At 69.8% G+C, this 22,559-nt stretch carries 18 protein-coding genes; 9 read left to right on the top strand and 9 right to left on the bottom strand.

The genetic code is table 11. The features are described from left to right. Positions 1–13: 13 nt before the first annotated feature. The 4 genes from JJL56_RS27055 to JJL56_RS27040 all read left to right on the top strand — a co-directional run bounded on the left by JJL56_RS27055 (position 14) and on the right by JJL56_RS27040 (position 8,546). Entirely contained in the window at positions 14–1,966 is a 1,953-nt protein-coding gene (locus JJL56_RS27055) for a response regulator (protein WP_200486973.1), read from the top strand. Between the two features lie 145 nt (positions 1,967–2,111). Beyond that, positions 2,112–4,736 (top strand): hybrid sensor histidine kinase/response regulator, encoded by a 2,625-nt coding sequence (locus JJL56_RS27050; RefSeq protein ID WP_345772649.1) that lies wholly within the window; start codon positions 2,112–2,114, stop codon positions 4,734–4,736. Between the two features lie 14 nt (positions 4,737–4,750). Further along, positions 4,751–6,628 carry a response regulator gene (locus tag JJL56_RS27045; RefSeq protein ID WP_145625842.1) on the top strand — a complete coding sequence of 626 codons (1,878 nt, stop codon included), beginning with the start codon at positions 4,751–4,753 and terminating at the stop codon, positions 6,626–6,628. Between the two features lie 232 nt (positions 6,629–6,860). Continuing rightward, a complete protein-coding gene (locus JJL56_RS27040) occupies positions 6,861–8,546 on the top strand; it encodes a methyl-accepting chemotaxis protein (RefSeq protein ID WP_145625843.1) in 1,686 nt (561 codons plus the stop codon). A 28-nt stretch (positions 8,547–8,574) separates the two neighbouring features. Here the strand turns inward: JJL56_RS27040 and JJL56_RS27035 are convergent, their stop codons facing one another. Both JJL56_RS27035 and JJL56_RS27030 read right to left on the bottom strand, forming a co-directional pair. Then, positions 8,575–9,438, bottom strand: coding sequence for an alpha/beta hydrolase (locus JJL56_RS27035; protein ID WP_200486972.1), 864 nt, complete (start codon positions 9,436–9,438; stop codon positions 8,575–8,577). A gap of 77 nt (positions 9,439–9,515) precedes the next feature. Beyond that, positions 9,516–10,160: a dienelactone hydrolase family protein gene (locus tag JJL56_RS27030; protein WP_145625845.1), complete on the bottom strand. Its 645-nt coding sequence runs from the start codon at positions 10,158–10,160 to the stop codon at positions 9,516–9,518. Between the two features lie 155 nt (positions 10,161–10,315). On the opposite strand from JJL56_RS27030, the gene JJL56_RS27025 reads away from it, so the two are divergent. Continuing rightward, complete coding sequence (locus JJL56_RS27025; RefSeq protein ID WP_200486971.1) at positions 10,316–10,810, top strand: cupin domain-containing protein; 495 nt, start codon at positions 10,316–10,318, stop codon at positions 10,808–10,810. Between the two features lie 34 nt (positions 10,811–10,844). Here JJL56_RS27025 and JJL56_RS27020 read toward each other — a convergent pair whose 3' ends face one another. After that, entirely contained in the window at positions 10,845–12,311 is a 1,467-nt protein-coding gene (locus JJL56_RS27020; protein ID WP_200486970.1) for an FAD/NAD(P)-binding protein, read from the bottom strand. 220 nt (positions 12,312–12,531) lie between these two features. Here JJL56_RS27020 and JJL56_RS27015 point away from each other — a divergent pair, with 220 nt between their 5' ends. Both JJL56_RS27015 and JJL56_RS27010 read left to right on the top strand, forming a co-directional pair. Next, positions 12,532–12,837: a hypothetical protein gene (locus JJL56_RS27015; protein ID WP_200486969.1), complete on the top strand. Its 306-nt coding sequence runs from the start codon at positions 12,532–12,534 to the stop codon at positions 12,835–12,837. A 58-nt stretch (positions 12,838–12,895) separates the two neighbouring features. After that, complete coding sequence (locus JJL56_RS27010; protein ID WP_200486968.1) at positions 12,896–16,240, top strand: PAS domain-containing protein; 3,345 nt, start codon at positions 12,896–12,898, stop codon at positions 16,238–16,240. A 16-nt stretch (positions 16,241–16,256) separates the two neighbouring features. Here the strand turns inward: JJL56_RS27010 and JJL56_RS27005 are convergent, their stop codons facing one another. Together JJL56_RS27005 and JJL56_RS27000 are read right to left on the bottom strand one after the other, a co-directional pair. Continuing rightward, positions 16,257–16,784, bottom strand: coding sequence for an isopentenyl transferase family protein (locus tag JJL56_RS27005; RefSeq protein WP_200486967.1), 528 nt, complete (start codon positions 16,782–16,784; stop codon positions 16,257–16,259). A gap of 96 nt (positions 16,785–16,880) precedes the next feature. Continuing rightward, complete coding sequence (locus JJL56_RS27000; RefSeq protein WP_200486966.1) at positions 16,881–17,165, bottom strand: hypothetical protein; 285 nt, start codon at positions 17,163–17,165, stop codon at positions 16,881–16,883. Positions 17,166–17,243: 78 nt separating this feature from the next. Here JJL56_RS27000 and cutA point away from each other — a divergent pair, with 78 nt between their 5' ends. Continuing rightward, positions 17,244–17,558 carry a divalent-cation tolerance protein CutA gene (cutA, locus tag JJL56_RS26995; RefSeq protein ID WP_200486965.1) on the top strand — a complete coding sequence of 105 codons (315 nt, stop codon included), beginning with the start codon at positions 17,244–17,246 and terminating at the stop codon, positions 17,556–17,558. A gap of 121 nt (positions 17,559–17,679) precedes the next feature. Beyond that, the gene (locus JJL56_RS26990) at positions 17,680–18,894 is read left to right on the top strand and encodes an MFS transporter (RefSeq protein WP_145625852.1); all 1,215 of its coding nucleotides are present in this window, start codon (positions 17,680–17,682) and stop codon (positions 18,892–18,894) included. A 4-nt stretch (positions 18,895–18,898) separates the two neighbouring features. Here the strand turns inward: JJL56_RS26990 and JJL56_RS26985 are convergent, their stop codons facing one another. From JJL56_RS26985 to JJL56_RS26970, 4 genes are all read right to left on the bottom strand, one after another. Beyond that, positions 18,899–19,561 carry an SPOR domain-containing protein gene (locus JJL56_RS26985; RefSeq protein ID WP_145625853.1) on the bottom strand — a complete coding sequence of 221 codons (663 nt, stop codon included), beginning with the start codon at positions 19,559–19,561 and terminating at the stop codon, positions 18,899–18,901. Positions 19,562–19,724: 163 nt separating this feature from the next. After that, the gene (locus tag JJL56_RS26980) at positions 19,725–21,014 is read right to left on the bottom strand and encodes an O-acetylhomoserine aminocarboxypropyltransferase (RefSeq protein WP_200486964.1); all 1,290 of its coding nucleotides are present in this window, start codon (positions 21,012–21,014) and stop codon (positions 19,725–19,727) included. 18 nt (positions 21,015–21,032) lie between these two features. Further along, complete coding sequence (locus JJL56_RS26975; protein WP_200486963.1) at positions 21,033–21,551, bottom strand: CoA-binding protein; 519 nt, start codon at positions 21,549–21,551, stop codon at positions 21,033–21,035. Next, positions 21,548–22,366, bottom strand: a complete 819-nt coding sequence (locus JJL56_RS26970; RefSeq protein WP_200486962.1) for an enoyl-CoA hydratase — start codon at positions 22,364–22,366, stop codon at positions 21,548–21,550. Before JJL56_RS26970 ends, JJL56_RS26975 begins: the two co-directional genes overlap by 4 nt. Positions 22,367–22,559: the final 193 nt, after the last annotated feature.

Genomic DNA, 22,559 nt, shown 5'->3' with positions numbered 1-22,559 from the left:
TGGCGGGGCAACGATGAGCGCCGTTCCGCCGCCTTCCTCGCTCCCGACCGACGGTATTCCCATCGGCGTCTACGACGTCGACGCGCTCCTCGGCGAGTTGAGCGGCGACGCGCCGGAGGAGGCGCCAGAGTCCGCCGTCTGCGTCCGGGTCGAGGAGATCTTCACCCCCGCCGCCCGGTTCCTCATCGCGGAGGAGCTTGCGGAGTTCCTGGAGGCGCGCGGCATCACCCCCACCGAGTTCCTGCACAAGGTGGAGCCGCAGCGCTCCTTCCTCGACTGGCCGCGCCGCGCCCAGGTGCTGGAGCGGGTGGCGCAGCGGCAGGCCCGACCCGGTCGCCGGTCCCCCGCCATGCGGCTGGAGGAGCTGAAGCGGCTGGAGCAGGAGGTGCTGGCCGTCACCGCCCGGCGCGCTCACAGCGGCGCGGCCTTGTCCATCGACGCCAAGCAGTTCGCCGCCACCGTGGCCCAGACTATGGCGCGGACGCCGGGCTTCGCCGGGCGCCACACCATCGATTGCTGGCTGTCCGCCTGGTTGGGCGAAGGGCGCAACCACGAGCTGCGGCTGGTGCGAATCCTGTCGCTCGACGGGGACGGTCTGTCCGGCGAGGGCATCGCCATCCTCGACCAGATCGTCGGGGAAATGCTGGCCAACGGGCTGGTGATCGAGGCGCTGTTCGGCTGGGCCGACGGGCTGCGCGGCGTGCTCGACGCCATGGCGATGGTCTGGCGGGGCGAGGCGCCGTCCCACCCCGACGCCCCGGCGGTCCTGCACCGCCTGTCCGCCTTCGTCGCCCGCCATCAGGCCCGCGCCGCCCGGCTGGGGCTGGAGGCGGGGGTTCACCACGCCCTGCTGGGGGACGCGCCGTTGTCCGGCACGAAGGCGGAGGCGAACAGCGTCGCGGCGGTGCTGGACGAGCTGTCGGCGATCAGCCTCCTCGCCGCCCGACTGACGGTGAAGGGCGGGGTGATCGGCGGGGAGCGCACGACCCGGCTGATCGACCGGCGGGTGGCGCTGCTGCTCTCCGGCCCGCGGCTGGAGGCGGTGCTGCACGCCAAGAGCCACTACGCCCGCATCGTCGATCTTCTGGCCTTCGAAGGGGCGGTGTCGGGGGAGCGCAGCCGGCGCATGATCGTCGCCCATCTGCGCCGCCATCTCGAGGCCCGCGACTTCACCCAGCGCCTGTTCGAGACGGCCCGCACGCCGCGCGCCCGCATCAAGGCGCTGGCCGACCTGCAACGGCGCGTGGGGCGCTCCACCCTGCCGGACGGCCTGCGCGAGCGCTACGTCCGCATGCTCGACGAGATCCAGAACACCTTCCTGCGCACCAACAAGGTCTTCGCCCGCATCGCCAAGGACCGCCCGCCCCACGTCGACGAGGTCATGGAATTCGCCAGCCTGCTCGCCGAGGGTGCCTTCACCGAGGGAAAATGCGTGGTGGCGGCGCGCGAACTGGTCGGACACCATGTCCGCTCCACCGCCTTCCTGCGCGCCTACCTCGCCCGCTGCAAGGACGCGACGGAGCAGCGGGCCGACCGCTTCGCCCAGTTCTTCGCGACGCTGGCCGCCGCCGGCCTGCCGATGCGCGCCATGAACACGCTGCGCGTCCTGCTGGCCGACGACGAGCCGGCCGCGCGCGGCTATGTCGAAATGATCCTGCGCGACCTCGGTATCACCGAGTTGACCATCGCAGAGGACGGGCGCGAGGCGCTGACCCGATTCGAGGAGCGGCAGGGCGCCTTCGACCTTATCGTCTGCGACTGGAAGATGCCGCGCCTGTCGGGGCTGGAGTTCCTGAAGCTGGTCCGCGCGGTGCGGCCGGACATGCCCTTTCTGATGGTCACCGCGCTCGCCACCATCATCGCGGTGGAGGAGGCCATGGCCCACGACGTCACCGCCTACATCGCCAAGCCCTTCTCTCCCGAACAGCTCGAAGAGAAGATTCTCGTTCTGGTGAACCGGCGCTGAGCGGTGGAAATCGTATGCCCACGGTAGAATCCGATCGTACGAAGGCGAACACTGAAACCCGCTGTTAACGGCTCGCCTCCTATTACGGGTCTATGCACGGCGCGCCTTGCGCGGCGGTACACCCATGACGATGGAGCGAGGCTCCGTGGATCTTTCCGGCCGGGGCGGGCTGCCCCCCACCGACACCGACCTCGACGTCCGTGCCGCCCGGCCGGCCGGAGACCCCGCGCCGCGCCGCGGGCCGGGCGCGCTGACCGACCTGCTGTTCGTCATGCTCGGCGCCGCCGGCCTGCTGGCCGTGATGATGCCGGAGGAGGGACGCGACCGGCTGATGCTGCCGCTCGGCGTGATGACCTTGGCGATGGCGGCGCTGGCCGTGCTGTCGGTGCGCCGCGCCCGCGCCGCGGCGGCGGCGCTGGACCGCTCCGCCCGCCTGCTGCGCGCCGCCAACGAGGAACTGGCCGCAAGCCGCCAGCGCTTCCGCGATTTCGCCGAGGCGGCGTCCGACTGGTTCTGGGAAAGCGCCGCCGACCACCGCTACACCTACGTGTCCGAGCGGTTGCCAGCGCTTCTCGGCGGCGATCCGGCGCCGGTGTTCGGCGATTCGCTGCTCGACCTGCGCGGGCTGGTGGAGGATTCCGACACCTGGCTGGACCATCTGGCCGACATCGAGGCCGGGCGGGCCTTCCGCGACCTGGAGGTCACGCTGCGCGACGGGGCGGGCGACACGCGCGTCTTCCGCATCAGCGCCCAGCCCTTCACCGACGCGGACGGGCGGTTCGCCGGCTACCGCGGCACCGGCATCGAAACCACCGCGGAGACGCTGGCCCTGGTCGAGGCGCGCTTCATGCAGTCGGTGGTGCACGACGCGCTGTCGAGCATCTCCGAGGGCTTCGTGCTGTTCAGCCCGGACGACCGGCTGATCTTCTGCAACGAGCGTTACCGCAGCGCCTACCCGAATCTGGCCGACGTGCTGGTGCCCGGCACCGCCTTCAAGGACATCCTGCGCGCCGCCGCCGAGCGCGGTGGCTATGACGGCGACGACCGCGAGATGGCCGACTGGATCGCCGAGCGGATGAAGCGTCACCTGCTGCACACCGATCCGGTGGACGGGCGGCTGTCCGACGGCCGTTGGTACCGCATCAGCGAGCACGCCACCGGCTCCGGCGGCATCGTGAAGATCCTGATGGACATCACCGAGCTGAAGCGACGCGAGGAGCAGCTTGCCGGCCAGACGGAGCGGCTGGAGGCCACCGTCAGCGCGCTCAGCGAGAGCGAAAAGCGCTACCGGCAGCTGGTGGAGCTGGCGCCCTACGGCATCGTCATCTGGGACCGCCGGGCCATCCGCTTCGGCAACGCCGCCGCGGCGTCCATCCTGGGGGTGGACGGCAGCGGCGAGCTGGAGGGGCTGGACCTCAACCGCTTCATCGTCGAGGCGGAGACGGTGACCACGCGGCTGGGGCTGGGCGCGGAGGGGGACCATCAGCGGGTGGAATGCGCGATCGCCCGCCCGTCGGGCGAGCAGCGCCATGTGGAGATCGGTGCCTTCCCCGCGGTCTACCAGCGGGAGGCGGCGGTTCTCCTGGTGCTGAACGACGTGACCGAGCGCCGCCGCGCCGAGGCGGAGCTTCAGAAGTCGCAGAAGATGGAGGCGGTGGGCCGCATGGCCGGCGGCATCGCCCACGAGTTCAACAACATGCTGACCGCCATCGGCGGTTTCGCCCGGCTGGCCGAACGGGCGCCGGACGATCCGGCGCGCGTCACCACCTGCGTGCGGGAGATCGCCAAGGCGTCCGACCGGGCCGCCGCGCTGACCGCGCAGCTTCTCGACTTCTCGCGCCGCCGCCCGTCGGACGAGACGGAGGTGGTGGCGCTGGCGCCGCTGGTGCGCGACCTGAAGATCTTCCTGAAGCCGCTGATGAGCGCCGGCATCGATCTGGACATCCGCATCGGCGACGAGGACGCCCACGCCGTCGCCAACCCGGTGATGCTGAACCAGGCCATCCTGAACCTCGCCCTCAACGCGCGCGACGCCATGCCCGACGGTGGGCGGCTGACCATCGCGCTGGACAGCGCCTTGCCGGATGCCGGCTTCTTCGGGCGGCACGGCGCGCTGGCGCACGGCCGCTACGCCGTGATCCGCGTCATCGACGAGGGCTGCGGCGTGCCGGAGGCGGTGCGCGACCGCATCTGGGAACCCTTCTTCACCACCAAGGAGCCGGGCAAGGGCACTGGCCTCGGCCTGTGGATGGTCTACGGCACCGCCCGGCAGGCCGGCGGCGCCGTGGAGATGGAGGCCGGGCCGGATGGGCGCGGCAGCGTCTTCTCCATCCATCTGCCCGCCGTTCCCGCCCCCGTTAAGGCCGGCTCGCCGGCGGACGGGCTGGGGCTGGGCGAGGACGAGGGGGCGGCCATCCTGCTGGTAGACGACGAGGAGTCCGTGCGTACCTATGTCCGTTTGGCGCTGGAGGAGGCCGGCTGCACGGTGACCGAGGCGGTGGACGGGCTGGACGCGCTGGAGCGCTGGGACGAATGCGGCGGGCTGTTCGACGCCGTGGTGTCCGACATGTCCATGCCCCGCATGAACGGGCTGGAACTGAGCCGTGCCCTGGCGGAGCGCAACCCCGACCTGCGCATCCTCTTCCTGACCGGCTACGCGTCCCATGAAACGGCGGCGGACATGACGGCACAGCCGGGCCGCCGGATCGTCATGAAGCCCGTGGCCCCGGACCGCCTGATCGAGGCGGTGCGCGGGCTGCTGGCCGAATGAGACGGGGTTAGGGCATGGCATCGGACCAGAGCATCGCGGACGGCCGGGATCTGGACATGGATGGCGGAAGCGACACCGCCGTCTGCCGGACTCCGGAGGATTTCTACACCCCGCAGGGCCGCGACAGCATCGGCCGGCATTGCCAGCGCTATTTCGACGAGAACGCGCTGACCCCGACCGAACTTCTGCACTCCCCCCGCCATCAGCAGAGCCTGTCCAACATCCCGACCTTCGTCGCCATCCTGCAGCAGGCGGAACGGGCGATGGACCGCAAGGGCGCGCTGACCGCCCTGGTCAACGAGGTCGCCCGGCTGACCCGCGAGCGGCTGAAGGACGCCCAGCCGCCGGACCTGACGCCGGCCACCTACGCCGCCACGGCGGAGCGGCTGATCGCGTCCCGCGACGCCTTCACCGGGCGGTTCATGGTCGACGCGGCGCTGACCACGCACCTTTACCAGGGCCGCAGCTTCGCCGAAAAGGCACGGCTCCTGCTGGAACTGGCGGACAGTCTGGAGGATGCCGACGCGCTGGCGCCGCTCGACCGGCTGCTCGGCGAGATCCAGCGCAGCGACACCGGCACCGCCTCCTGTTCCCTGGACGCGCCTTTCGTGGATCGGGTGGACATGATCGTGTCGCTGATCGCCGGGGACAAGCCGCTGTCCGACGAGGCGCCGCCCGTCTTCCGGAGTCTTGAAAAGCTGGTGCGCCGTACGGCCATGCCGGTGCTGAGCGACAGCCTGATCTTCGCGCTGCGCCGTGAATTGTCGAAGCCCGACCGCTTCACCATCACCAGCGCCGGCGACCTGTTCGGGGTGGAGGCGGTTCAGCGGGAGATCATGGCGCTGAGCCAGGTGTCCCAGCGGCTGCGCACGGGGGAGGGCTATTTCGGCGGCGCCCGGACGGAGGCGGCGCTCCAGAGGCGCAGCGCGCTGCTCGTCAACGAGGACACGCTGCCCGAGATCACCAAGGGGCGGACGCTGATGCAGAAGCTCCGCATCCTGTTCGTTCTGCAGAAGATGCCCCTGTCGCCCAGCGCCGAGCGGGCGGTGAACGGTTATCTGACGCAGTTCTTCGAGGGACGGGACTTCGCCGGGCGCCTGCTCGACTGCTGGAAGGAGAAGACCGAGAAGCTGAAGGGGCTGGCGGAGGTCCAGAAGCTCGTGCTCGACAGCGCCTTCGCGGAGGATGCCCGCGAGCATATGGCCGGGCAGATCGACGAGATCCAGAACGCCTTCATCCGCACCCAGCGCCTGCTGAGCCCCCTTCAGGGCAAGGACGAGCCGAACGCCGACACGGTGCTGGAAATGGTGCGGATGGCCGGCGACGGCGCCTTCTGCCGGGGCAAGAGCCGGGCGGCGGTCGCCAAGGCGCTGTACCGGCAGGTGCACCGGCCGCGCTTCGTGCGTTCCTTCCTGCTGGGCGCCACGGGCGGCAAGGAGCGATCGGCCCGCGCCTCCTGGATGCGGGGGGCTCTGGGGGTGATCGGCGTGCCCTTCATCGACCTCGGCGCCATCCGCGCGCTGGTCGTCGACGACGAGGACGGGCCGCGGCACTTCGTCGAATCGGTGCTGCGCGACCTCGGCATCGGCCACATCGACACGGCGGCGGACGGCCAGGAGGCGCTGCTCCGGCTGGCCGGGGACGGGAGCTACGACCTGATCGTCTGCGACTGGATGATGCCGAAGGCCAGCGGCCTCGACGTGCTGCGCCGCGTGCGCGAGGTGCGGCGCGATCTGCCCTTCCTGATGGTGACGGCGCTCGCCACGCTGAAGGCCGTGGAACGGGCGCTGGCCCACAATGTCAGCGCCTACATCGCCAAACCTTTCACCCCGGAACAGCTCGAAGAGAAGGTCTTCCTCGTCCTGACCCAGAAATCGGCGCCCGGCGCCTGACCGGGATGGAACATGTCCAGGCGTGATAACTTTCAAACCTGGCAAGGGTCATCAATTTTCTGATAGAACAAACAAAACGTTCGCAACGAAAGGTCTATGATTATAAGCCGAGCATTGAGGCTGATGAAGTAAAACCATTAATGAATGAGTTACGATTTCCCTTATAGCATTCCGACGGTTGAACGGCCTGCGCGCAATCGGCCATAGGCGCGCCTTTGTCGGAAGGGTTGCCATGTTCGATAATTTGTCCATCCGCTCGAAGATCTGGGGTTTGGTGGCTCTGGCGAGCATCGCGTCGGCGGCCATCGTCGGTGCCGGCCTCTGGCTGAATTACCAGCGCATGCACGCGGACCGCGTTCAGTCCCTGCGCTTCATGGTGGAGGCCGCCCACAGCATGGCCGCCGCTTACGAGGCGGAAGCCGCCGCCGGTCGGATCACGCGGGAGGAAGCCCAGGCCCGCTTCAAACGGTCGCTTCTTGGCATGCGCTACGGCGGGCAGGAGTATCTGTTCGCGATCACCCTGGACGGCTTCGGCTTCGCCCACCCCAGCCCGAAGCTGATGGGGCAGGACGTGTCCGGCGTGAAGGACACCAAGGGCGCGCCGATCCTGATGGACATGGCGCGGATCGCCAGGACGACGGGGGAGGGAACCTACGGTTACTTCTGGAACGTCGCCCCGAACAGCGACGAGACGGCGGCGAAGCTGTCCTACATCAAGATCTTCCAGCCCTGGGGAGTCTACATCGGGACGGGCGTCTTCATCGACGACATCCGCAGCGCCTTCCTGAACACGTTGTGGTCGGTCCTGGCGGTGGCCGGCCTTCTGGCGGTGCCGGCGGTCTGCCTGATCGCGCTGGTCGGGGTGCGGCTCAGCGCCACGATTCGCAGCCTCAGCATCCGCATGCACGCCCTGGCGGACGGCGACCTCTCCGTCGCCTTTCCCGAGGCCAGCCGCCGCGACGAGATCGGCGCCATGGCCAGCGCCGCCCGCGTGTTCCTGAGCAACGCGGAGGAGAAGACGCGCCTGGAAGCCGATCAGGCCGCCGCCGTCCGGCGGTCGGAGGAGGACAAGCGCCGCACCCTCGCCGGCCTCGCCGAGCGGTTCGAGCGGAGCGTCGGCGAGGTGATGAAGTCGGTGTCGCACGAAACCGAGGCGATGGAGCGCGAGGCCCAGGAGATGACCCGGGCCGCCGGGCAGACCGACCGGCTGGCCGGCGCCGTGGCGTCGGCGACGGAGCAGACCTCGGCCAACGTGCAGACGGTCGCCGTGGCGACGGGGCAGCTGTCCGGCTCGGTGGGGGAGATCAGCCGCCGGGTCGCCGACGCCTCGCGCATCGCGCGGGACGCCGCCACCGCGTCGGAGCGCGCCACCGGCAAGGTGACCGGGCTGGCCGAGGCGGTCGGGCGGATCGGCACCGTGGTCAGCCTGATCAACGACATCGCGGCGCAGACCAACCTCCTGGCGCTCAACGCCACCATCGAGGCGGCCCGCGCGGGCGAGGCCGGCAAGGGCTTCGCGGTGGTCGCCGGCGAAGTGAAGAGCCTCGCCAGCCAGACCGCCCGCGCCACCGAGGAGATCGCCGCCCAGGTCGCCGGCGTCCAGTCCGCGACCGGCGAGGCGGTGGCGGAGATCGGCGGCGTGGCTCAGGTGATCGAGCAGGTGAACGGCATCGCCACGATCATCGCGTCGGCGGTGGAGGAGCAGGGAGCGGCGACCCAGGCGATCAGCCGCAACGTGCAGCAGGCCGCCGACGTCACCCGCGAGGTGGCGCGCGACATCTCCGGCGTCACCGCCGCCGCCGACCAGTGCGGGAAGATGGCCTACGCCGTCCTGGAGGCGTCCCGGCAACTGGCCCAGCAATCGGAATCCCTGAACGGGGAAATCGGCGGCTTCCTACGGACCCTACGCACGCAGTGAGCGGCCGAGCGGGCGCGCGTCGTGCCGGTCAGTCGGCGGCGGCGCGCGTGACTGTGTCCGGGACCTTCGTGTCCGGAGCCTTCCTTTGCGGCGCCGGCCTCTTCAGCACCGTCGTCTCCACCCAGTCCGCGATGTGGCCGGCAACCGATTCCCAACCGGGTTCGAGCATCATGCTGTGCCCCATCGCGGGGAAGAAGACCGACTCCGTCCGGAAGGCGCGGGCGGTCGCCTCGACCTGGTCCTTTGGAATCAGCCGGTCCTTCTCCGCGCCCAGCACCGCCACGGCGACACCGCGGGCCGGCAGGAGCGGGAAGGGAATCCAGCCGCCGATGTCCAGAAGCACGCGCTGCGACTCCTCCTGCATCAGCGGTTCGTAGCGCTTGGCCACCTCCAGCGGCACCTGGTCGGAGAACATGGCGCGGCGCACCGCCTCCGCTTCGATGCCGTTGGAGAAGGTCATCAGCATGCCCATCTGCTGGAACACGTAGGGATCGCTCCAGGCCAGCCGCATCGTCGATTCCAGCAAGCCGTGCGGCGGGGCGGAGGCCATCAGGACCGCTCCCGGGAACCGGCGGCGAGTCAGTGCCCGCTGGACCACCATGCCGCCCATGGAATGGCCGATCAGCACCGGCGGCGCGGAACAGGCATCCACCGCGTTCAGGACATCGTCCACGTAATCGGCGATGCCGAAGCTGTTCAAACGGTCCCGCCCCTCGCTGGCGCCGTGGCCGCGCAGGGACACGGCGTGCGCCTCCCAGCCCTGCTCGGCGAACCAGGGCAGGAAATGCTCGTCCCAGATCCAACCGCCGCAGAAGGCGCCATGGACGAACAGCAGTGGCACGGGCTTGGCCGGTCCAGCGGGGCGGCGGCTGAGGATTTCGAGCTGGGGCATGGGCGGTCCGATCCGGGTGCTGCGATGCGGTAGGGAAACCACAGGTAGCCCGCATCGCTCCCGCTGTCGACCCGCGCTCAGCCGTTGGCAGCCTTGAGCAGATGGGTGGTGAACCAGGAGCGCGCGGAATCGGCCACCTGATCCAGCTTTCCGGTTTCCTCGAACAGGCGGCCCGCCCCCGGCACGACCTCCAGCGCCTTGGTGCAATGCAGCCGGTTGAAGGCGTCGTTGTTGAGGTCCAGCGCCGGGGCGTCCTTGCCGCCGACCACCAGCAGCGTCGGGGCGGCGACGGCGTTCAGCCACTCCTCCGCCAGATCGGGCCGCCCGCCGCGGCAGACCACCGCGCCGATTCCATCATGCTCCGCGGCGCGCCCCGCCGCGATCAGCGCCGACGCCGCCCCGGACCCGGCGCCGAAGAATCCGATGGGCTTGCGCTCCACCGCGGTGGTGGCGCGCAGGTGGCGGACGGCCAGCAGCAGGCGCTCGGACTGGCGGTGGACGTCGAACTGGTTGGCCGGGTCGGCCTTCTCCCCCTCCGTCTGCAGGTCCATCAGCAGCGTGGCGAAGCCCGCCTCCCGCAGGCGCGCGGCGACGCGGACGTTGCGCGGGCTCGTCCGGCCGCTCGAGGTGCCATGGGCGAAGATCACCGCAGCCTTGAAATCTTTCGGTGCCCCGATTTGCCCCGCAAGGCCGAGCGGTGGAATGTACAGCGTCGTCTCCATGCGCCTTTCCCCCTTCCGTTGGGCCTTGCCTCGATGAGGTACCCGGCCGGTGGCTTAACAGGCCGGATGGTCGGTCCGTGCCCGATGGCCTACAGTGACGACTCCGGACCGATCCTTGAGATCGGTATCGAACCCCGGTGAAGGGAGACCCACCTTTGTCAGACAAGCCCCCCGCACCCGCCATCCCCTCCGAGCCTCCGGTGCTCGACCCCGCCGCCGTCGGGGCGAAGCTCGGGGCCACCGACTACCCGGAGCCGTTCCGCGCGGCGGTCGCGGGGCGCCTGCGCAAGCGGCTGGGCAACCCGCTGGGGATCACCAACTTCGGCGTCAACCTGACCCGGCTGGAGCCGGGCGCCGCCTCCGCCCTGCGGCATTGGCACACCCGCCAGGACGAGTTCGTCTATGTGCTGGACGGTGAGCTGACGCTGGTCACCGACGCCGGCGAGACGATCCTGCGTTCCGGCATGTGCGCCGGCTTCCCGGCCGGAAGGCCGGACGGGCACCAACTCGTCAACCGCTCCGACGAGCCGGCGACCTACCTGGAGGTCGGCGACCGCAGCGCCGGGGACGAGGCCCATTACCCGGACGAGGATCTGCGCTACGACGGCGCGACCGATCTCTTCACGCACGGCGACGGCACTCCCTGGTGAGAGGAGCGGGGACGCGGTCCAGCGACCCCATCCGTCAGGGCACCGCCCGCGCGTGAAGCAACGACGGCTCCGCCAGAGGGTAGGCGGGCCGCCGCAACTGGGCGATGTGCCGGGCGGCCTGGGCGCATTGGCTGCGCAGCTCGGGCACCGCCGTCATCTCCCAGAAGGGCGGGCGGCTGATCGGGCCGAGCGCGAACAGCCGGTCCGACGCCTGCCCGTCCTCGCCGATCAGGGCGCCGTCGGTGGTGACGTCCAGCCCAAGCCGCAGCGGGTCGGGCCGCGCCAGACCGCGCGTCAGCAGCGCCTTGACCAGCGGATGGCCGATCCGGCCGAAGTCGCACTCGGTGCCGGTGGCGTTGACGATGGCGCCCACCGTCCGGGTCCAGACGGTTCCCTCCGCCCCGCGGGCGCGGACGGTCGCCTCAACCCCGTTCGGAACGAGGTTCAGCGTCTGCAGGCGGCCTGCGCGGATGGCCAACCGCCCGTTCGCGCACAGGGCGGCGATGCGGGCCGCCACCTCGGGCGCAATGCGGTGGCGATGGACCTCCCAATAGGGGCGGACGTGGCGCAGGAAGCGCCGGCGCTCCTCCGGCGGCAGATGGCTCCAGATCAGGTGATGGTAGGGACGCAGCGCGTCGAAGGCCGACCGCCAATCGAATCCCGTCTCCCGCGCGCGGCGGACGTCGGCCTTCAGGGCGATCATCACGTCCAGCACGGTGCGCGGCATCACCTGCGGATGGATGAAGCTCTTGAAGGGCCGCGTCTCCTCGTGCGTCCGGGGCAGCAGGCCGCGGCGCGACAGGGCGAGGATGGGGCCGCGGTGCCCCTGGTCCTCCAGCGACAGGACGGTGTCCACCATGGTCAGCCCGGTCCCGAGGATCAGCACGGGCGCGTCGGGGGCGATCGTGGCCAGCGCCGGCCAGTCCCAGGGAGAGGCCACATAGCGGCTGGAGGCATAGACGTCCGGCGCCGGGACCGGCGGCGGCGAGGGGGCGAAATTGCCGACGCACAGAACCGCCGTGTCCACCGTCAGGCTGGTCCCGTTGCCAAGCCGCAGCCGGGTGCCCCGCGCGTCCGATGCGATGTCCACCGCCTCCGCCTGCGACACGGTGAGCGAGACGTGGGGCGGGGCGGCCGCCACGGCTTCCCGCAGGACGTCCTGGATGTAGGCGCCATAACGGGCGCGGGAGACGAAGGCATGGCCGCTGGGCGGCACCGCTCCGGCCCCGCCGTCCGGCGTACGGTCGTCCTGGGCCCACAGCCAGCGCAGGAAGTGCCGCGGGTCGTCCGGGTAGGCGCTCATGTTGTAGGCGCGCACGTTCAGCAGATGCGCGGCGTTGTGCGTGGAATAGGCGAGGCCGGCGCCGACGCTGGGTGTGCGTTCGATCAGGTGCAGGCTGGTCGGCTCATCGGCGCAGCGCATCAGGTGCGCGGCGAGGACGCTGCCGGTGAAGCCGGCCCCGATGATGGCGATGCGGCGTTTCGAAGGGCGTGCTGACAACGTCGTCGCTCCTCTGCTCTGGCCGTACGAAAGGGGCGGTGAACCGGTGCCGTGGCGCCGGAAGTTCCGGCCGGCCACTGTTCGGTGCAGGATTGTGCAGGTCAACCGCTATTCCGATGTATCATGTCCCTCCGGACACCGCTGGCGGATTCATGGTTAACAAGAAATTAACTATAAGAAGGGAGGGTTTCGCACCTTCGAACCATGTACGGCAGGACCGATGCGCGATCACCCCTTCCAACCCGTTCCGTCTCCCGTCTCCCAGGCCTCCGACCCCCCGTCCCCGTCCGCCGCGCGCGAACCCGACGTGCAGTTGGCCGCCATGGTGCCGCAGAGCGTCAAGCGTGCCGTCCGGCGCCGCGCGGAAGAGGAGGGGACGACCGTCCGCAGCGTCCTTCTGCGCGCCTTGAAGCACGCCGGGATCGCCGAGGTGGAGGAGGCGGAGATTGCCGACCGCCGCATCGCGGCCGGGGCCGAACGCTCCGGCGTGTGGAAGGCCACCCGCGCCCCCACCCGCGTCCGTTGACGGAACCATCCCGCATCCCGCACCGTCTCCCGGCATCACTTTCCGAAAGCCGCCTTGCATGAGCCTTCTTCACCGTCTGCTGCTGCTGGTCTTCGTGGCGATGATCCCGGCGGCCGTCATCGAGGTGAAGAACGAGCTGGCCCTGCGCGCCGCGCGGGAGGCGGAGGTGGGGCGGGACGCCCTGCACCTCGCCGCGCTGTTCGAGGCGGAGCAGCACCGCATGATCGACGGGCTGCGGCAGGTGCTGAGCACGCTGGTGAGGGCCGACCCGGTGCGCGCCCCCGGATCTCCGGCCTGTCAGGCGCTGATGCACGACCTGCGCGCGTCGTACCCCGGCCATCTCGGCATCGTGATCGCCGGGCTGGACGGGGTGGTGCGCTGCTCGACCGACCGCGCCGCGCTGGGAATTTCCATCGCCGACCGCGACTACTTCCGCGACGCGCTGGACAGCGGTCGGATAGCGCTGGGCGAGCATGTCTTCCGCCGGACGGACGGACGCTCCGCCATGCCCGTCGCGCTCGCCTTCCAGGATGGGGAGGGCCGGGCGGCGGGCGTGGTGACGGCGATGACCGACATTTCCTGGATCGCCGATTTCCTGTCCAAGCGGCCGCTGCCCGACAACGCGCGGATCACGCTGGTGGACCGCCGCGACCGGGTGGTCGCCCAGGTGCCGCCCCTGACGAACCATATGGGCCAGACCGGTGACGGCGGTGCGCTGTCGCCCGCCGTCTTCGCCCTGCTGTCCCGTGACGGCCCCGGCATCGCCGAGGTGACCGGACCGGACGGGCGGCCGCGCATCGTCGCCTATCAGCCGACCGGGCGGAGTCTGGACGGCATCGGCGTCGTGGTCTGCCTCGACAAGGGCGAGGCGCTGGGGCCGATCCGCGGCGCGATGGTTCAGGCGATGACGGGCATCGCCACGGTGCTGTTGCTGACCCTGCTCACCGTCTGGTGGGGCGCCAGCCGGTTCCTGCGGCGGCCGGTGGCGGCGCTGGTCGCGACGGCGGAGCGCTGGAAGGGCGGCGACCTGACGGCGCGCAGCGGCGTGGCGAAGCAGTCGTCCGAACTGGGCACGCTGGCCCGCGCCTTCGACGGCATGGCCGAGGAACTGGCCCGCCAGCAGCAGGTGCGGGAGCGGGCCAACGCGCTGGCTCACAAGACGGCCGCCGTCCTGGGCAGCATCACCGACGGGGTGTTCGAGGTGGATCGCAACTGGCGCATCACCTTCATGAACGAGCGCGCCCGGACGCTGATCGCCGGGGGGCGCGACCTGATCGGCCAGGATTTGTGGGACATTTTTCCGGATGTCGCCGCCAGCGCGTTCGGAGAGAACTACCGCCGCGCCATGCGGGATCAGACACCCGTCGAGTTCGAGGAGTATTGCACGGCCTTCGAATCCTGGTTCGCCGTGCGCGCCTTCCCGTCGCCGGACGGGCTGGCCGTCTTCTTCCAGGACACCACCGCCCGCAAGTGGGGGGAAGCGGCGCTGAATTCCGCCAACCGGGAAAAGAACGCGTTGCTGGCGCAGTTGAACAGCCTGCTGCAGAACGCGCCGGTCGGCTTCGCCTTCTTCGACCGCGAGCGCCGCTACATCCGTATCAACGAGCAGTTGGCCGATTCCAACGGCATCCTGGCGGAGGCCCATATGGGCCGCACGCTGACGGACCTGATTCCCGTCGTGGGCGCCAGCGTCGAGCCGATGATCGACCGGGTGTTCGACACCGGCGAGCCGATCCCCTACCGCGAGATCATGGGTGAGACGCCCAAGGAGCCGGGCGTGACGCGCCATTGGCTGATCGCCCTGTTCCCCGTGCATGAGGGGATGGAGGTCGCGGCGGTCGGCGCCGTCGTGATGGAGGTCACCGACCTGCGCCGGGCCGAAACGGCGCGCCGCCAAAGCGACGAACGGTTCCGCTCGGTCTTCGAACTGGCGGCGGTGGGCATCGAGCGGGTTGCGCTGGATGGCCGCATTCTCGACGTCAACGCCAAGATCTGCGACATCGTCGGTTATCCGCGGGAGGAGTTGCTGCGGCGGACCTACCGCGACATCACCGATCCGGAGGATCTGCCGGCGGAGGAAGGGCTGATCGAGCGGCTGCTGTCCGGCGAGCTGGCCAGCTACGCGCTGGAGAAGCGCTACCGCCGCAGGGACGGCGGGGCGGTGTGGGTGCGGGTGACCTCCTCGCTCGCCCGGATCACCGGTACGGAGCCGGCCTACCGCATCACCGTCGCCGAGGACATCACCGAGCGCAAGGCGATGGAGGCCGAACTGCGCTCCGCCCGCGACGAGGCGGAGCGCGCCAACCTCGCCAAGTCGAAGTTCCTGGCCGCGGCCAGCCACGATCTGCGCCAGCCGCTCCAGTCGCTGTTCTTCTTCACCGCCGCCCTGTCGGCCCATGTCGGCTCCCCCGCAGGCGCCAAGATCCTGACCCACCTGGAGCAGGGGCTGGACGCGCTGAAGGGGCTGCTGGACAGCCTGCTCGACGTGTCGCGCCTCGACGCCGGGGTGGTGACGCCGGTGTTCGAGGATTTCGACGTGGCGGAGGTGATGGACCCGATCCGCGCCGCCTACGCGCCGGTCGCCGCTGGCAAGGGCATCGGCTGGCAGGTGGAGGTCTGCGCCGGGCGGGTGCGCAGCGACCGCACGCTGCTGGGCCGGCTGCTGCGCAATCTGGTCGAGAACGCCATCCGCTACACCGACAGCGGGCTGGTGCGGGTGCAGTGCCGGACGGACGGGCGGTTCCTGTCGATTGTCATCCAGGACACCGGCATGGGCATTCCCGACGACCATCTGGAACGGATCTTCGAGGAATTCCATCAGGTCGGCAACCCGGAGCGGGACCGCAACCAGGGCCTCGGCCTTGGCCTTGCCATCGTGCGGCGCCTGTCGCGGCTGCTCGATCACCCGGTGGAGGTGCGTTCCGCGATGGGCAAGGGCTCGGCCTTCCGGGTGCTGGTGCCGATGGGCGAAACGGTGGTGGCTGCCGCCTCGGGAGCGGGCGGCGCGGCGCCGGGGATGGGGCAGGGCCGCCTCGCCGTGCTGGTGGACGACGACGCCATCGTGCTGATGGGGCTTCAGCTGATCCTGACGGAATGGGGCTATGCCGTGCTGGCGGCGGGCAGCGCCGATCAGGCGATGGAGCGGCTGTCCACCCAGACCCGCATCCCCGACATCGTGATCGCCGATTACCGGCTGCGCGAGGGGCGGATCGGGACCGAGGTGATCCTGCGCGTGCGCGAGCGCTACGGCGCCGGGGTTCCCGGGGTGATCCTGACCGGGGAGACGGGGCCGGACTGCCTGCTGGACGCCACAGCCCACGGACTGACGGTGATCCACAAGCCGGTCACCCCTCGTGAACTGGCGGCGGCGGTGGACCAGCAGTTGAAGGCCGTGCCGGCGTGAGGCGTGCGCGTGGGCGTCAGCGTTTGAGGTCCCACATCCGGTACCATGCGTTCAGGTCCCGTGCGGAGTTGATCCGTATCTTCGGCAGGTCGGCCTGATCGAAGGTGCGCAGGTTTCGCTCTCTGTTCTTCGGAGTGGCGACGGCGATGTGGCGGATCATCTCCCACTTGATGCTGTCCCGGCGGCCCTCCAGAGCGCCTCGCCGTTCCCGCTCGAACAGGGTTCGGCGAAAATACCGCAGCAGACTGAGCGGCATGGGCACATCCAGGTAGATCAGGCCCGTCGCCCGCCGGAAACGCTGCGGAATGCACTTCGAGTAGTTTCCCTCCATGACCCAGCGCTCGCCGGCGATGGCCGCGTCGTGCAAGGCGATGAACTCGTCGGTCGGCCGCGGTTCCCAGTCCGTGTTGGGGGCATGATAAAGCCGGTCAAGGTGGATAACGGGAAAACCACGCTGCCGCGCGATGGCTTCGGCAAGCGTGGATTTTCCGCTGTTGGATGGCCCGAGAATGCAAATGCGCTGGCCGAGGTCGGAGAGCTGCATGGAATGGTACCGTCACAAAACAAAGCCCGGTTGGGCCGCGAGCGTTCGCGGACCGCAACAGGGTGCGCAGAGGATGCATCGTCACCCGTCCGGCGGTCATTCCGCCTGGGCGAGTTCCTTCGCGGCGGGGCGGGGGGCGAGGGCGGCGCGGCCGGTGTCGGTCAGGCGGCAGACCAGCCAGTCGGGCTTCAGCGGGTTGTGGAACCAGCGCTCGGCCCAGCCGGACTTCAGGCAGCTTTCGATGGTCTGGCGCTTGACGCGCTGGCCGTCGCCGTCGAACAGGGGCAGCTTGCCACCGGGCTGGTCCAGGCCGTTGCGCAGCCACGCCGCCTGCGCCTCGGTGGGGCGGCGTCGGGACGTGGTGCGTCGGGTTGCGGCCATGCTTCGTCGCCTCGGAAGATGTTGCGGCCCTGCGGCCTGTGGCAAGATTCGGCCACTCTACATCGAAAGGGTTCGGCCATGGAATTCGTCTTCGCCTACATCACCGCCGGGTCACGGGACGAGGCCCGGCGCATCGGCCGCGCGCTGGTCGAGGAGCGGCTGGCCGCCTGCGCCAACATCCTGGACGGCATGACCTCCATCTACCGCTGGCAGGGTGCCATCGAGGAAGCCACGGAAACGGTGCTGATCGCCAAGACGCGGGCGGAGCTGTTCGACCGGCTGGCCGCGCGGGTGCGGGAGCTGCACAGCTATGACGTGCCCTGCGTGGTCGAGCTGAGGGTGGGGCGCGGCAACCCGGCCTATCTGGACTGGCTGCGCGACGAGACCGCCTGACCGCCGAAATGACTCACCGCATGCCCGCCATGACGGCGGCGCATTGGACCGCCTCCGACCCGCGTGCCAGTTTCGCAAGGGTTGCTTTCAAGCGCAAATCATCCGGATGCGGAGAATTTCCATGACTGACACATCGGCGCGTCTGTCGATCGGCTTTTCCTGGGTCGGCCACGCGCTGATGCACATCGTGACGGCCCTGTTCCTGACGGTCGTCCTGGTGCTGGAACGGGAATGGAAGCTGCCCTACGACGAACTGATCCGGCTGTGGACGCTGGGCGCGCTGATGATCGGAGTCGGGGCGCCGCTGGCCGGCTGGCTGGGTGACCGCTGGAGCGAGTGCCGGATGATGGCGGTCTTCTTCCTGCTGACCGGGGCCGGGACCATCGCCTGCGGCCTGACCGACGGTCCGGAGGCGCTGCTGTGGGCGCTGGCGGTGCTCGGGCTCGGCGCCTCGATCTATCACCCGGTGGGCATGGCCTGGATGGTCAAGAACGCCACCAACCGCGGCAAGGCGCTTGGCTACCAGGGCATTTTCGGCACCATCGGCATCGCCTCGGCGGCTGTGGTGGCCGGTGGTCTGACGGAATGGCTGGGTTGGCGCTCGGCCTTCCTGATTCCGGGGGCGATCTGCCTGGGGCTGGGCGTGGCGCTGGCCCTGCTGATCGCGCTGGGCAAGGTGGAGGATCGCCAGGGCGACGTGAGGCCGATCCCCAAGGCGTCGCGCGGCGACGTGATCCGCGCCTTCTTCGTGCTGTCGGTGACGATGGTCTGCGCCGGGCTGATGTTCAACGCCATGCAGGTGGTGCTGCCCAAGCTGTTCGAGGCTCGGCTGAGCGACATGCTGGGCGGCAGCACGCTGGGCGTCGGCGGCGTGGTGACGGCGGTCTATCTGTTCGCCGCCCTGCCGCAGCTCGTCGGCGGGCATCTGGCGGACAAGTACCCGTTGAAGCGCATCTACACCCTGTGCTTGCTGGTCCAGGTGCCGATGATGGCGGCGGTGGCGGTTCTGGCCGACCTGCCGCTGGTCGGTGCAGCGGCGCTGGTCGTCGTCGCCTCGCAGGTGCAAATCCCGGCGGAGAACCTCCTGCTCGCCCGCTACACACCGGAGAGGCACCGGGGGCTGGCCTATGGCGCCAAGTTCATCCTGTCCTTCGGCGCCGGCCCGCTCGCCGTGCAGCTCGTCGCCCTGGTCTATGAGCGGACGGGCGAGTTCGTGATGCTTTACGCCACGCTGTCGGTGCTGGCGCTGGTCGCCTTCGCGGCGGCGCTGCTGCTGCCGCGCGACCGCGACGTTCCGGCCAAGCCCGCCGCGGCTCCGATGGCAGCGGCGGAGTAACGGCTCACATTTTGTCCGGAAGGCTGGGGTAGGGCGCGTCGTCGGGCAGGTCGGCGACCACTGTCCGTCCCGTCCACGTCAGGAGCCACGCATCGCCGACCCCGGCGGCGCGGATCTCGGCCAGCCGGCGCAGGGCGGTTGGCCGGTCTTCCGGCGGCAGGACGAGGCGGTGGATGCGCCGACCCCGCACGTCGGCCGCCACGATGTCGGCCTCCGGGTGGCCCAGCCGCGCGCGCTGGGCTTCCGCCTGTCCACGCTTGGAAAAGCTGCCGGCCACCACGAGGAAGCGCCGTTCGGCGGGGCGCGGCATCGGCGGCAGCGCGGCGATCTCCACCTCCGCCGTCACGGGGAGCGGCGCGGGTGGTGGCGGGGCGGGCGCCGGAGACGGTTCCGGCTCCGGAAGGGGGACCGGCACGCTCTCCGCGGTCCGGACCACCGGAACGATCACCGGCTTGCAGACATAGCCTTGGGTCAGAACGCGGAAGGTCGCGCAATCCTGCTTCAGCATGGCCGACAGCATGTGGTCGGTGCTGCTCTTGCTGGTTCCGACGTAAAGAAGCCCGTCCACGGCGAAGGACGCGGCGGTCATCGCCACCGGCGCCCCCGCGCAGCCGCCCAGCCCCAGCAGCGCGACCCCCGCCACTCCCCGCCTGAGCCGTCCGCTCATGCCCCGCTTCCCCGCCCTGTTCGTGTCCCCATCCTGCTTGGGTAAGGGTCGGTGCTATGACCTGCGGAGGTCAATGGGACGGCCAGCGCTCAGCCCTTCGCGTCACGCCTACCTCTTGCGGGGTATCCCCCGCCCGCCGGGGCGGGCAGGGGGAAAACCGGCATCAGGTGGCGGACAGCGCCCGGTCGAGGTCGGCGATGATGTCCTCGACGCTCTCCAGCCCGATCGACAGGCGCAGCACGTCCGGACCGGCGCCCGCCTGGGCCTGACCTTCCGGCGACAGCTGGCGGTGCGTGGTCGAGGAGGGATGGATGATCAGCGACCGGCTGTCGCCGATGTTGGCGAGATGGCTGAGCAGCTGGACGTTCTCCACCACCTTCACACCGGCGTCGAAGCCGCCCTTCACGCCGAAGGTCAGCACGGCGCCGGCCCCCTTGGGCAGATACTTCTTGGCCAGCGCGTTGTACTTGGAGGATTCCAGACCGGCGTAGCTGACCCAGCCGACCGCCGGATGGCTTTCCAGGAACTGCGCGACCTTCAGGGCGCTGTCGCTGTGGCGCTGCATGCGCAGCGGCAGCGTCTCGATGCCGTTCAGCGTCAGGAAGGCGTTCAGCGGCGCCTGGCTCGGCCCGAGGTCGCGCAGGCCGACGGCGTGGCCGTGGATGGTGAAGGCCAGATGTCCGAAGGTCTCCTGGAACTTCAGCCCGTGATAGCCGGCGTCCGGCTCCGACAGGGCGGGGAACTTGCCGGACTTGCCCCAGTCGAAGGTGCCGCTGTCGATGACCACGCCGCCGACCGAGGTGCCGTTGCCCGACAGGAACTTCGTGGTTGAATGCACGACCAGCGTGGCGCCCCACTGGATCGGGTTGATCAGGTAGGGCGTCGCCAGCGTGTTGTCGACGATCAGCGGGATGCCGGCATCGTCGGCGATCTTGGCGATGGCCTCCAGATCGGTGACCACGCCGCCGGGGTTGGCGAGGCTTTCCACGAAGATGGCCTTGGTCTTCGCGGTGATGGCGGCGCGGACGTTCTCCGGCTGGTCGGTGTCCACGAAGACGGACTTCCAGCCGAAGGCGCGCGGGAAGCTGGTGCCGAGCTGGTTGAGCGTGCCGCCGTAGAGCTTGCGCGAGGCGACGATCTCGTCGCCCGGCTCCATCAGCGGGAACAGGGCGAGCAGCTGCGCGGCGTGGCCGGAGGAAGTGGCCGTGGCTCCGGCGCCGCCTTCCAGGTTGGCGAGCCGCTCCTCCAGCACCGACACGGTCGGGTTGGTCAGGCGGGAGTAGATGAAGCCGACCTTCTGGAGATTGAACAGCGAGGCCGCATCGTCCACGTCGTCGAAGACGAAGCTGGTGGTCTGGTAGATCGGCGTCTGGCGCGCGCCGGTGGCGGGATCGGGGGCGGCGCCGGCGTGGATGGCGCGGGTTTCGAAACCGAAGGACTTCTGCTCGCTCATGATGGCTTCCTCTGTGTCTTACATCAGTTTTTTGAAGGATTTGGCCGGTGCGGCCTTCTTGGACGTCAGGATGTTGGAGTTGACGCCGATGCGCCCGATCTCGTGGAGGAGGCGCTGAAGCTCGATCTTGGGACAGCGGTTCATGACCACGGTCAGCCCCGCCGCCTCGGCCCGCGCCGCCGCCTCGTCGTTGCGCACGCCGAGCTGCATCCACACCACCTTGGCGCCGATGGCGATGGCCTCGTCCGTCACGCCTCCGGCGGCGGTGGCGTTGCGGAAGACGTCCACCATGTCCGGCGGCTCCGGCAGCTCCGACAGGCTGGCGTAGACCCGCTCGCCGAGGATGGTCTGGCCGGCCAGCTTCGGGTTGACGGGGATGACGCGGTAGCCCTTGTCGCGCAGGTATTTCAGCACGATGAAGCTGGCCTTCACCGGGTCGTTCGACGCGCCGACCAGGGCGATGGTCTTCACCCGATCCAGAACGCCGCGGATGAAATCGTCGCCGTAGCCGTCGTGCGAGGGGGCGGGGCCGCTCATTGGCCGCACCACACCGGAGCGCGCTTCTGCAGGAAGGCGTCGATCCCCTCCTCGGCGTCGCGGGCCAGCATGTTCTCGGTCATCACGCGGGCGGCGTAGGCGTAGGCCTCCTCCACGCCCAGCTCGATCTGCCGGTAAAAGGCCTCCTTGCCGATGGCGAGCGTCAGCGGCGACTTCGCGGCGATCTTGCCGGCGGCCTCAGCCACCACGGCGTCGAGCTGGTCGGCCGGCACCGCGCGGTTGACGAGGCCGATGCGCTCCGCCTCCTCGGCGCCGATCAGGTCGCCGAGCAGCAGCATTTCCATGGCCGCCTTGCGCCCCACGGCACGGCTCAGCGCCACCATCGGGGTGGAGCAGAACAGGCCGATGTTCACCCCCGGCGTGGCAAATCGCGCCGTGTCTGCGCAATAGGCGAGGTCGCAGGTGGCGACGAGCTGACACCCCGCCGCCGTGGCGATGCCGTGCACCTTGGCGATCACCGGCTGGCGGATTCGGCTGACCGTCAGCATCAGTCTGGAGCATTGGATGAACAGCGACTCATAGGCCGCGCGGTCGGGGTTGGCGCGCATCTCCTTCAAATCATGACCGGCGCAGAAGGCCGACCCGGCCCCGGCCAGCACCACGACGCGGACCGAGGAGTCCTTATGGATGGCGTCCAGTTCCGCCTGCAGCGCCCCCATCAGCCCGACGGACAGGGCGTTGCGCGCCTGCGGGCGGTTCAGCGTCAGGGTCGCGACTCCGTCGCGGTCTTCGCGGAGAACCAGCGGCGTGCCATCGCCGGTGGCCGGCCCGATGGCGGGCGGGGTGTCGTTCATCGCTGTCCAATCCTCCCGGATGTTTTGATCGTTGGCGGGAACAGTACCCCGACCGCCCCCGCCACGGAACCGGGCGTGTGGTCCGTTCATCTAACGACGCCAAGTCGGACAACTCAACCTTTTTGTTGATAAAATTGGTAGATTTATAGACGGGATTCGAGTTTGATCGTGTGAAATAGGCGGGGGCTCGACG

This window comes from Azospirillum aestuarii (genome assembly GCF_016632405.1).
Classification (GTDB): domain Bacteria; phylum Pseudomonadota; class Alphaproteobacteria; order Azospirillales; family Azospirillaceae; genus Azospirillum; species Azospirillum aestuarii.
The sequence above is the reverse complement of the archived record's forward strand: the minus strand, read 5'-3'. Positions and strand labels throughout refer to the sequence as shown.

Bases quoted from the DNA above. Each gene is read 5' to 3' on its own strand.
- JJL56_RS27010 (WP_200486968.1), top strand. From the start codon at position 12,896: ATGAGCCTTCTTCACCGTCTGCTGCTGCTGGTCTTCGTGGCGATGATC.
- JJL56_RS26985 (WP_145625853.1), bottom strand. From the start codon at position 19,561: ATGAGCGGACGGCTCAGGCGGGGAGTGGCGGGGGTCGCGCTGCTGGGG.
- cutA (WP_200486965.1), top strand. From the start codon at position 17,244: ATGGAATTCGTCTTCGCCTACATCACCGCCGGGTCACGGGACGAGGCC.
- JJL56_RS27055 (WP_200486973.1), top strand. From the start codon at position 14: ATGAGCGCCGTTCCGCCGCCTTCCTCGCTCCCGACCGACGGTATTCCC.
- JJL56_RS26980 (WP_200486964.1), bottom strand. From the start codon at position 21,014: ATGAGCGAGCAGAAGTCCTTCGGTTTCGAAACCCGCGCCATCCACGCC.
- JJL56_RS27000 (WP_200486966.1), bottom strand. From the start codon at position 17,165: ATGGCCGCAACCCGACGCACCACGTCCCGACGCCGCCCCACCGAGGCG.
- JJL56_RS26990 (WP_145625852.1), top strand. From the start codon at position 17,680: ATGACTGACACATCGGCGCGTCTGTCGATCGGCTTTTCCTGGGTCGGC.
- JJL56_RS27005 (WP_200486967.1), bottom strand. From the start codon at position 16,784: ATGCAGCTCTCCGACCTCGGCCAGCGCATTTGCATTCTCGGGCCATCC.
- JJL56_RS27030 (WP_145625845.1), bottom strand. From the start codon at position 10,160: ATGGAGACGACGCTGTACATTCCACCGCTCGGCCTTGCGGGGCAAATC.
- JJL56_RS27015 (WP_200486969.1), top strand. From the start codon at position 12,532: ATGCGCGATCACCCCTTCCAACCCGTTCCGTCTCCCGTCTCCCAGGCC.
- JJL56_RS26970 (WP_200486962.1), bottom strand. From the start codon at position 22,366: ATGAACGACACCCCGCCCGCCATCGGGCCGGCCACCGGCGATGGCACG.
- JJL56_RS27040 (WP_145625843.1), top strand. From the start codon at position 6,861: ATGTTCGATAATTTGTCCATCCGCTCGAAGATCTGGGGTTTGGTGGCT.
- JJL56_RS27045 (WP_145625842.1), top strand. From the start codon at position 4,751: ATGGCATCGGACCAGAGCATCGCGGACGGCCGGGATCTGGACATGGAT.
- JJL56_RS26975 (WP_200486963.1), bottom strand. From the start codon at position 21,551: ATGAGCGGCCCCGCCCCCTCGCACGACGGCTACGGCGACGATTTCATC.
- JJL56_RS27035 (WP_200486972.1), bottom strand. From the start codon at position 9,438: ATGCCCCAGCTCGAAATCCTCAGCCGCCGCCCCGCTGGACCGGCCAAG.